The following is a 9526-nucleotide window of genomic DNA, read 5'->3' as shown; positions in this document are numbered from 1 at the left end:
CGTCCCATGTCTGGACTGTACAGCTATAGTCTCCAACATGGCTGACTACGCCCCAATAACCCGCTTTACCTCTCAAGTCTGGATTATCTTTGGGCAGAAGAACGCATATCTCCCCAATGTGGTAAGGATTGGGTAATTTCGTCCTTTCGCGTATCCTATCTACAACATCTTTCACTATGCGACCGGATGGAATCTTATTGCCAGCTTGCTCTACTGCCTGCTGCCAAACATCCGCTTGCACAGATGGTTCCAACTCAGCTTTCGCCAAAAAGCGCAATTGTCGTTCGTTGGTCGGCATTGGAATTTGCCGACCATTGGTCGGCAAAAACTTTTAAAGATTCTCATAAACCACAGTAGCCGAAATCTTAAGTAAGCGGCATCACGACTATAATTGAAGCGATCTCGGCAATACTTCTCAAAGTGCTAGCTTACTTATCGGCTTTTTGCTCTCTGCCCCGATTACTATCACCCTAATCATTAAATTTGCAGTAGATCCGTTGACTTAAACAGGTAATGTAATTCTCTCAGGAATTGCTGCGGTAATCTTTGGTGTGATTCTTAGTCTGGCGCAGTGGCTGATACTCCGTCAAATCAATTCAAAATTCAAAATTAGAAATTCAAAATTACAAGATGCTCGTGGACTCGCTAACGCTGCGCTATCAGTGGGGGCTTGAAACCCGCCACTGATTGTAGACTACTGATTCTTTAAATCAATGGGGGCAAGAAAAGAGCGAATTAATCAATTCAAAATTTTTGTTTCTTCTTAATGAGAGCATTTTGAATTTTGAATTTCATTAAATGGTCAAACCGAGATAACACCGAGAGTCTTTGCACTGATCAATACACGACCCCTTGCAGATATCTTGAAGCGATCACCCATATTCAAGTTAGTAGTTATTGGTTGCTGCTTTGTTACATGTTGGGACAGGTTGACATATCATCTCCAACGAGTAGCCTTGCGAGACTGGGCAATGCCTCACCGTAAGTTGGGTGAAGTGAACCGATTGTTCAAGTACCTGCCACATTGCTTTAGCTTCCATAAGTGACAAAAAGACATGCACCAGTTCAGCCGTTTCGTAACCAGCCAGTGTTGCTCCTAAAATCAAATTCGTCTGGGTGTCGATGACCATGCGGTAGAAACCCAGATCGTACCCCCACTCAATGCTACGGGCAATGTGAGCCATTGGTAGGGTGACTTCGCTCGCAGTAATACCCTGTTTGTGAGCCTGCTCTAACATCATACCCACTCAACCCACTTGTGGCTCAGTGTAGACGGCATAGCCTAACACCCGATCGTTGCGTGTCCGGTGTTCGCCACACAGAATAGCTTTCAAGCGAGGATAGTCTTCCCAAGAAACATGGGTAAAAGCAAGCTGCTTGGCAACGTCTCCGATCACATAAATCCCAGCGCAAGTCGTTTGAAATTGCTCGTCGATTTTAATAAAACCCTGTGCATCTAATTCAACGCCTGTCACCGCAGAATTTAATGCTCCGGGTGGCAGGTGTCTGATGTGTGGCGCGAGTTGAGGTCAATGATTTTTCTAATTAATAATCTATCTTAGGATAGTTGTAATAATTAACGCACATATAATTTATGCGTCTCAGTAGTCAGCTAAAGTAAGCTACTGATTTGTTTTAGACATCTCTACAAGTTGTGCGTGTTTGTATCGGTTTCGCGTATTGTAAGAATGTTTGGTATACTACCGAAAATCAATGGACGGCTTCGTTTGGACAGCAATACTTTTGTGGAACGCTATCACCATTGTTCAAGACAAACTTCTGAAAAAACAACTCGGTCTTAGCTGGGGTTGGTGGGCAGTCATCAATTATGTTGCTTTTATTATTGCTGGGTCTATTGCTACCATTATTACTCTTGCTATATGGTTTTATGCCCAATTTGACATTCTCAAACCACGGGATATTATCGTCCTTTGTAGTATTTTCGCACTTATCTTCGGGATAATCACTTTCACTGTGCAATGGTTTGTTTTCCAAAAGCAGTATCTTCCCCAACCTATTGTCTTAGCAATTTTTAATGTCCTAGTTGCGATCGCTGCATATATTCTCTGGGCTAGGTTCAACTTCAATGCGCTATGGAAAAACGACTGGAAGCCTATTGTTGGGGCTGTTGTTGCTGGGGCTGCCGTTGGCACAGCTTCTGGTATTATCCTTGACCGCTACTGTAACTTTATCAACCGGCTTGAGGAACTACGCGAAGGTGAGGATGAATAAACGATTGTGCATCACTTATCTCCAAAGAGATATTTCATAGCTTGACTCTTCCCACAACAAGAAAAAATTGTTGGTAATATGCAGCAAAATCCTTTTGGATGTTTTAGTCTAATTGCGTCATTTTTATCTTTTAATTTATTAAAAAATATTAATTGATAAATAATTATTATGTTTAATCCAAATCAAATTTAAAGTCAGTAACTTCTCTTGCTATTTGCTTGTAAATATGCAAATCTTTTATAAATTTAGTAAGAAAGTTATAGCTTTTACTTAAAGAAAGATTCAGAAGTCAGAATTCAGGAGTTGGAATTAATGAGTCGAGGATTCAGATCCACCACTCATTAAAGACCACTAAATCTCCGATTTAGTGGGGGACTTAACTCGTTTATTCAGACGCTTTCTACGAGACGCTAGCGCGAACGAAGACTCGCTCATAGCGTTGCCATGCCGAAGGAGTTGCCTCTCGAAGAGAAGGCTTTACGCTACGCTATCCGCCCCTCGCATAGAATTCAATTCTGTTAGCGAATAGCTAAGGTTTAGCCCATTCTGGCGGCTGACTCCTGAATTCTGTCCGTTAAAACTAACTTAATTTTTCAGTTCCCTAAAGCTAAACTTAGTCAATATTTTTTCATAATTTGATGAAAATTAGCACTAGTGCATTATTAGTAGTCCTCCCTTTACTTATGAGTTCAGTTCCAGCTAACGCACAAATTTCTCCCGATCTATCTTTACCTAACAACACAAATATTCAAATAAATGAAAATCTTAGAACTATTGAAGGTGGTACTCAAATAGGAAACAATCTATTTCACAGTTTTAAGGACTTTTCTGTACCTACTGGAGCTAGCGTTCACTTCAATAACGGATTAAACATTGAAAATATCATCACCCGCATTACTGGAGGTTCTATATCTAATATTGATGGTTTGATTAGTGCTAATGGTACAGCTAACCTCTTCTTAATTAACCCTAGTGGGATTGTCTTTGGCCCGAATGCACGATTGGATATTAATGGCTCATTTTTTGCTACTACAGCCGATTCCGTTGAGTTTGCTAACGGTTCTGGATATAGTGCTACTGATCCGCAAGCACCACTTCTTTCAATTGATATTCCTATAGGGATTAGTTTCACCAACCGCTCAGGAGCTATTTCTGTTCAAGGTAACGGAAAAGGTTTAACTGCTCTTAGTGAAAGAAGCAGACCAATTATTAGAAATAATTCAGAAATTGGTTTACAAGTGCATTCAAATAATGCTTTAGTTTTAATTGGAAATAAGATAAACTTTGTTGATGCTAACGTTACAGCAGAACAAGGACAAATTGAGATAGGTAGTGTTGGTTCTGGAAAAGTAAACTTCAATGCCAGTAACCAAGGTTGGAATTTTGATTATAAAACATCTGATTTTCAAAACATTGATTTAACTGGAAGATCACTTTTATACACAAGCGGAGATGGCGCGGGAGCTATTAATATACAAGGAAAATTTGTATCGATAAAAGATGGTTCTGGTATATTATCTCAAACTTACAACTCTTCTTCAGACGGCATCAATTTAAAAGCTGATTCTTTAAATATTGAAGGTATATCTTCGGAAGATGGTAACTTTTATAGCTTGTTAAGAACTGAATCTTTAGGCTCTGCAAATGGAGGTAATATAAATATTTATACTAAAGACTTAGTTGTTGAAGGAGGAGGAAATTTAGGCACTAGAAACTATAGCGTCGGTAAGGGTGGAACGCTTAACATTGATGCTTCTGAAAGCATAAACTTAATTGGATATTCAGCCTTTAGCCCTTTCTTTACTAGTAGCATTATCACTAGTAATTTAGGTTCAGGAGAAGCTGGAAGTATAAATATAAAAACAGGAGATTTGTTAGCAAAAGACGGAGGACTAATAACATCTTTAACTCGTGGATTAGGCAATGGAGGAGAAGTAAATATAAATGCGAATTCCATAAAACTAACTAACTCAAAAGAATTAATTAGCTTGGGAGAAGAATATGTTAATTATGTACCTAGTTCTTTAGCATCGCAAACTTTTAATGCCGGAAATGCTGGAAAATTAACACTCAGTACATCAAACTTGCTAGTAGGAGAAAAAGCAACAATTAATACTTCTAGTACTGGTGCTGGTTCTGCTGGAAGTGTTGCAATTAAAGCTTCTAATATAGAAGTACAAGGTAATATTAGTTCGGCTGTTATTGTAGCTAATCAAACTACTCAACAGAGGGCTGGGGGGCTTGAAGTACCAATAGGGTTATCAGGTGAAGTGACTATTAACGCTAATAATATTAACATTAATAGTGGTTATATAAGTGTTAGAAATTTAGGGGCGAGTCAGGCAGGAACGCTTAAAATCAACTCTGATTCTATTTCTTTAAACAGAAAAGGTTCTATTAGAGCATCAACAACTTCTAGCGAAGGTGGTAACATATTTTTAGATGTAAGAAAATTACAGCTAAATGATAGTTATATAACTGCGACCGCAGGTGGTAATGGCAATGGTGGCAACATTAGTATTGATGCAGATACAGTAGTTCTTCTAGAAACTAGCAATATTACTGCCAATGCTTTTGAAGGACAAGGCGGTAATATTAAAATTAATTCTCCAGGATTTTTCGTGTCTGCAAACAGTAAGGTTAGTGCGACTTCAGAGCAAGGCGTTAATGGTACAGTTAAAATCAATACTTCACAATTAGATGTTGTAAACTCTGATATAGTATCCTCAACTTTTAATCCAACCGTATTAGAAAATACTTGTTCTCCAGAACCACCATCATATTATAGTCTGACAATTCCAGGTAAAGGAGGTTTTCCTCAAAGCCCTAATGATTTATTGACTAGCACATTAGGTTGGGCGGAGCTATCTGTACCGATTGCGCCTAAGCAATTAGAACAATCTGTTCAGCCTGATGAAACTCAGGATATAGTTGTAGCTCAAGGCTGGAAGGACAATGGTAACGGAACTGTTAACTTTACGATTACACCAGATCCACCTAAAGATATTACAGCTTACAGTTCACCATTAAAATCATCTTGTCTTCACCCTAAACCTGTTGAATAAAAAATATAACAACCTTAATTTAAAAGAGTGCCAGTTAGGTTATTATTGTTAGCATCTCTAATTGCAAATAATTTATCTTCAGCAAAAGCTGGAGTACATGAAGTTTCGTTAGAGGCTGCCCCAACCATACAACAATCTCCTCAGATTGCACCTACTATACCTCCACAGCCATCTATCATCATACCTTCTTCACCTGTAAATCCTCAGAGAATACCTCAACCCAACTATTATCCAAAACTCAAGGTAAGAAATTTTGTTTTTCAAGGAAATACAGTATTCAGCAATCAGGAATTAGAAAAAGTATTAGCTCCATTTATAAACAAGCAAATTTCTTACTCTGACCTAACAAAGATTAGTGATACTATTACTGATTATTATGTAGAGAAAGGATACATTAACTCTGGAGCTTACATTCCGGTTGCAGATAACCAATCATTAAAAATTGATGATGCTGTAGTGACTGTTGCAATTATCGAAGGTCGAATCGAAAAAATTAATATTGTAGGTGGAGAGCGATTACATAATTATATTCGCGCACGTATCCCACAGCCAATACTAAACAATAAGCGTTTGCTGACGGCATTACAACTATTGCAACAAGACCCTTTAATCGAAAAAATTTCATCTAATTTAAAGGAAGGTTCAACACCAAGCAAGGTACTATTAACTATTTATGTTAAGCCACGGCAAGAATTTAGGGCTAATACAAATCTCAACAATTACCGTTCTCCAGCAGTTGGCAGCTTTGAGCGCCGCATAGAGTTATCAAATAGCAACTTGTTAGGGCTAGGTGATGCTTTAAATTTAGCCTATAGAAACACAGACGGTAGTAATGCTGTAATAACTAACTACTCATTGCCTTTGAATTCACACAATGGCACAATCAGCTTCCTTTATGCCAATGTTTCTAACAACATCATTGAAAAGCCTTTCACTCCTTTAGACATTGTTTCTACTGCTCGTCTTTATGAACTAAGCTACAAACAGCCTCTAATACAGCAAGCTTCCGCTACGTCTGCTCAAGAATTCGCTTTAGGATTGGCCGTCAGTAAACTTGAAAGTGAGTCATCCTTACAAAATACTCCTTTTCCTTTATCAGCTGGTGCAGATCCCAACGGGAATACACGAATTTCGGCTATAAGATTTTCTCAAGAATGGTCAGACCGTAGCCAAAATTCATCTTTGTCTTTGCGTTCCCAATTAAGTTGGGGGCTTGATGCATTTGGCTCTACAGTTAATGCTAATGCTCCAGATGGTCGTTTTTTTAGTTGGTTAGGAGAAGCGGCATGGGTGAAGCGTTTGGGCAACAGCAATACATCTTTACTTGTCAGAACAAAGACGCAACTGGCAGATAGACCCTTACCTGCATTGGAACAAATTAGTCTTGGCGGTATAAATACTGTGCGCGGCTATCGCCAAGATACCTTTATTTCTGATAATGGATTTTTACTTTCCGCAGAGCTACGTGTACCTGCTTGGAAAACCAATACTCAGGAATTACAAGTCATTCCATTTTTTGATTTAGGTACAGCTTGGAATAATAGCTCTGATATTTTTAGCTCTACAGGTACTTTAACCTCAGTTGGTCTTGGCATCCAGTATCGCAACGAGCGATTAAATGCCCGACTCGATTGGGGTATTCCTTTTAATGAAACTAACTCAAATTCAAAAACATGGCAAGAAAATGGAATTTATTTCTCTCTCACCTATCAACTATTTTAAGAAAAGGAAAGTATTGGTTTTTAGCTCTAACAACATTAACACTACTAATAGTTTTGAACCATAATGAACTAGTATTAGCTACCAAGCCCAGTGTAGAAACAGCACAGGTTCTTACACAACAAGGATTCATACAGTTATATCAGGGGCAAGCAGATGCAGCATTAAAAAGTTGGGAATCTGCTTATCAAGTTTATCAGAAACTTAATAACCAATCAGGAATGACAGGCAGTTTAATTAATCAGAGCTTGGCATATCAAGCTAATGGTTCTTATATTAACGCCTGTCAAACCCTGACTCAAGCTTTATCTTTAGCTGGATTTTGTCCTACTTCTTTACAACAAAACACTACTTCTAATAAGCCTTTTGCTGATTTAAAATTAGCACTTCAAAAACAGCCAAAACAAATCCTTCAAATTACTGGACTTTATAATCTAGCTAATGTTTTGCGTTTGATAGGTGATCCTGAAACTTCTTATTTGATTTTAAAACATTGTTTAGCTTCTCTTTCAGAACTTCCAGCAAATCCCCAATTAGAAAAAAAGTTATTACTGAGTCTTGCTAATACAGATTTTTTTATTTACACTCAAGCCAAGAGTAAATATCAACTTACTGAAGAATCCTTTGCAAAAAAAGAAGCATTAAATCTAGCAAATTCTAAATTTAATTCTGCCCAAGAACTCTACCAAAATCTAAGCTCAAATAATGATGCAATTTCTATTGAAGCTAACCTGAACTGGCTCAAGCTGATTTTGGATTATAAATCTTTAGCAATTGCATCCTCTACAGCTAGTGCGTTAGATCAATTTATTCCTAATATTATTAATGCTACTTTAATGCGATTAAAACAAATTTCAACTCCTTCTGTAATTAAATCTATTTACTACAAACTTAACTTTTCCCAAAATCTTATCAAAGTTCATCAAGATGAAAACCTTAAAGATTCATTAAATCAAAATTTGCTATCATTAGCTTTATCACTATCTCAAAAAGCATTAACTGATGCTCAAAAACTTAACAATCCAAGAGTAACTTCTTCTGCTTTTGGTACATTGGGACATATCTATAATTTATCTGGAGAATTATCTAAAACTGAACATAGCTTTTATAATGCTATGTCACTTGCTCAATCAGTTCAAGCATGGGATATAGCTTACGAATGGCAGTGGAAATTAGGAAAATTCTATCGCCTTATCGGAAAGATTGAACAAGCCAATCAATTTTATGCAGCCGCTATCAATAATCTTGATAAAACTCGTAATAATCTCTTAACGATCAACTCAGATATTCAATTTGCTTTTAAAGAGAAAGTTGAACCTTTGTATCATGAATATATCGATTTATTACTCACTCAAAGCAAATTTAATAAAGCTAAAATACGAAAAGCTACTGATATTCAAGAACAGTTAAACTTTGCTGAAGTAGAGAATTTTTTGCGCTGCGGCAGATTTATCAATTCTGCCATAGACTCTAACTCATATCGTCAACTAAAGGATGTACCTGCCATTATCTATCTCATCAAGTTAGAAGACAGAGTAGAAGTATTGGTTAAAACTCATGAAGATATCTATCGTCATACTGTAGATTTCCGTTTACTTAATGAACCTATTAGCAATTTATTTGATATTATCTCCAAGCCAGAACTTGTAGATACTCAACCTTCTAATTTTATTAATTATTCTCAAGCTATTTACCAACTTCTTTTTGCACCTATTAAGCAATACTTACCACCTTCAGGAGCTTTAGGTTTCGTCTTAGATAGTTATTTTCAAAACTTACCCTTGAATATGTTATACGACGGTAAGCAATATTTAGTACAAACTTATAATACTTCTGTAAGCTCAAGTGCTAAACAGCTAAAACAATCTTTTTTAAAATCAAACAGAACTTTAATTAGTGGAGTTTCTCAAGCTGGCCCCAGTTTTAATTACCCCAATGTTCCTAGAAATTTATCGCCTTTGCCTCAAGTTAAAGTAGAAATTGAGAATATAAAAAAAACAAATCCTTCTGCTTCTACATTAATTAATGCTGAATTTACAAGTCAAAACTTTAAGCAAATAAATGAAAAAAATACTTTTTCAATTATTCATCTTAGCACCCACGCTCAGTTCAGTTCTGATCCCGATCAAACTTTTATTTTAACTTGGGATACTCCTCTTAACGTTAAGGATTTAAAATTTTTACTCCAAAATCAAAATAATCAAACTAACCTTGATTTACTAACCTTAAGTGCCTGTCAAACCGCAAAAGGCGATAGACGCTCCTTTTTAGGTATTGCAGGTATCGCCGCACAAGCTGGGGCGCGTAGTATACTAGCCAGCTTGTGGCTAGTTGATGCTGAGTCTACATCGCAGCTAATGAGCAAATTTTATGAGGAACTCAAAATTGGACATACAAAAGCTGAAGCATTACAGCTTGCACAACTGAGTCTGTTAAATAGCGATAAATATGAGCATCCTTATTACTGGGGTGGTTTTATTCTTGTTGGTGGTTGACGAATTTTTGGTGTT

The 9526-nt window shown here is 37.1% G+C and carries 6 protein-coding genes and 1 pseudogene; 4 read left to right on the top strand and 3 right to left on the bottom strand.

Features of this window, described 5'->3' with window-relative positions; all coding sequences use genetic code 11:
• The 3 genes and pseudogenes from A4S05_RS34930 to A4S05_RS43925 form a co-directional block, all read right to left on the bottom strand.
• A pseudogene (locus tag A4S05_RS34930) lies at window positions 1–420 on the bottom strand (hypothetical protein); the annotation flags it as partial.
• A 467-nt stretch (window positions 421–887) separates the two neighbouring features.
• A complete protein-coding gene (locus A4S05_RS43930) occupies window positions 888–1241 on the bottom strand; it encodes a hypothetical protein (protein ID WP_256091367.1) in 354 nt (117 codons plus the stop codon).
• A gap of 6 nt (window positions 1242–1247) precedes the next feature.
• On the bottom strand, window positions 1248–1475 hold the full coding sequence (locus tag A4S05_RS43925) for an FAD-dependent oxidoreductase (protein ID WP_256091366.1): 228 nt from the start codon (window positions 1473–1475) through the stop codon (window positions 1248–1250).
• Between the two features lie 238 nt (window positions 1476–1713).
• Between A4S05_RS43925 and A4S05_RS34920 the strand changes: the two genes are divergently transcribed.
• From A4S05_RS34920 to A4S05_RS34905, 4 genes are all read left to right on the top strand, one after another.
• Window positions 1714–2232, top strand: a complete 519-nt coding sequence (locus A4S05_RS34920; protein ID WP_069074344.1) for a hypothetical protein — start codon at window positions 1714–1716, stop codon at window positions 2230–2232.
• A gap of 683 nt (window positions 2233–2915) precedes the next feature.
• Entirely contained in the window at window positions 2916–5297 is a 2382-nt protein-coding gene (locus tag A4S05_RS34915; protein ID WP_084227379.1) for a two-partner secretion domain-containing protein, read from the top strand.
• Window positions 5298–5324: 27 nt separating this feature from the next.
• Complete coding sequence (locus tag A4S05_RS34910; protein ID WP_069074342.1) at window positions 5325–7019, top strand: ShlB/FhaC/HecB family hemolysin secretion/activation protein; 1695 nt, start codon at window positions 5325–5327, stop codon at window positions 7017–7019.
• The gene (locus A4S05_RS34905) at window positions 6971–9511 is read left to right on the top strand and encodes a CHAT domain-containing protein (RefSeq protein WP_084227376.1); all 2541 of its coding nucleotides are present in this window, start codon (window positions 6971–6973) and stop codon (window positions 9509–9511) included. The genes A4S05_RS34910 and A4S05_RS34905 overlap by 49 nt, the downstream gene beginning before the upstream one ends.
• Window positions 9512–9526 lie beyond the last annotated feature (15 nt).

It is taken from the genome of Nostoc sp. KVJ20 (assembly GCF_001712795.1).
In the GTDB taxonomy this organism is placed as follows: Bacteria; Cyanobacteriota; Cyanobacteriia; order Cyanobacteriales; family Nostocaceae; genus Nostoc.
The sequence above is the reverse complement of the archived record's forward strand: the minus strand, read 5'-3'. Positions and strand labels throughout refer to the sequence as shown.

Excerpts from the sequence above, each read along its gene's own strand:
- A4S05_RS34905 (WP_084227376.1), top strand. The coding sequence starts at position 6,971 with ATGGCAAGAAAATGGAATTTATTTCTCTCTCACCTATCAACTATTTTA.
- A4S05_RS34915 (WP_084227379.1), top strand. The coding sequence starts at position 2,916 with ATGAGTTCAGTTCCAGCTAACGCACAAATTTCTCCCGATCTATCTTTA.
- A4S05_RS43930 (WP_256091367.1), bottom strand. The coding sequence starts at position 1,241 with ATGATGTTAGAGCAGGCTCACAAACAGGGTATTACTGCGAGCGAAGTC.
- A4S05_RS34920 (WP_069074344.1), top strand. The coding sequence starts at position 1,714 with ATGGACGGCTTCGTTTGGACAGCAATACTTTTGTGGAACGCTATCACC.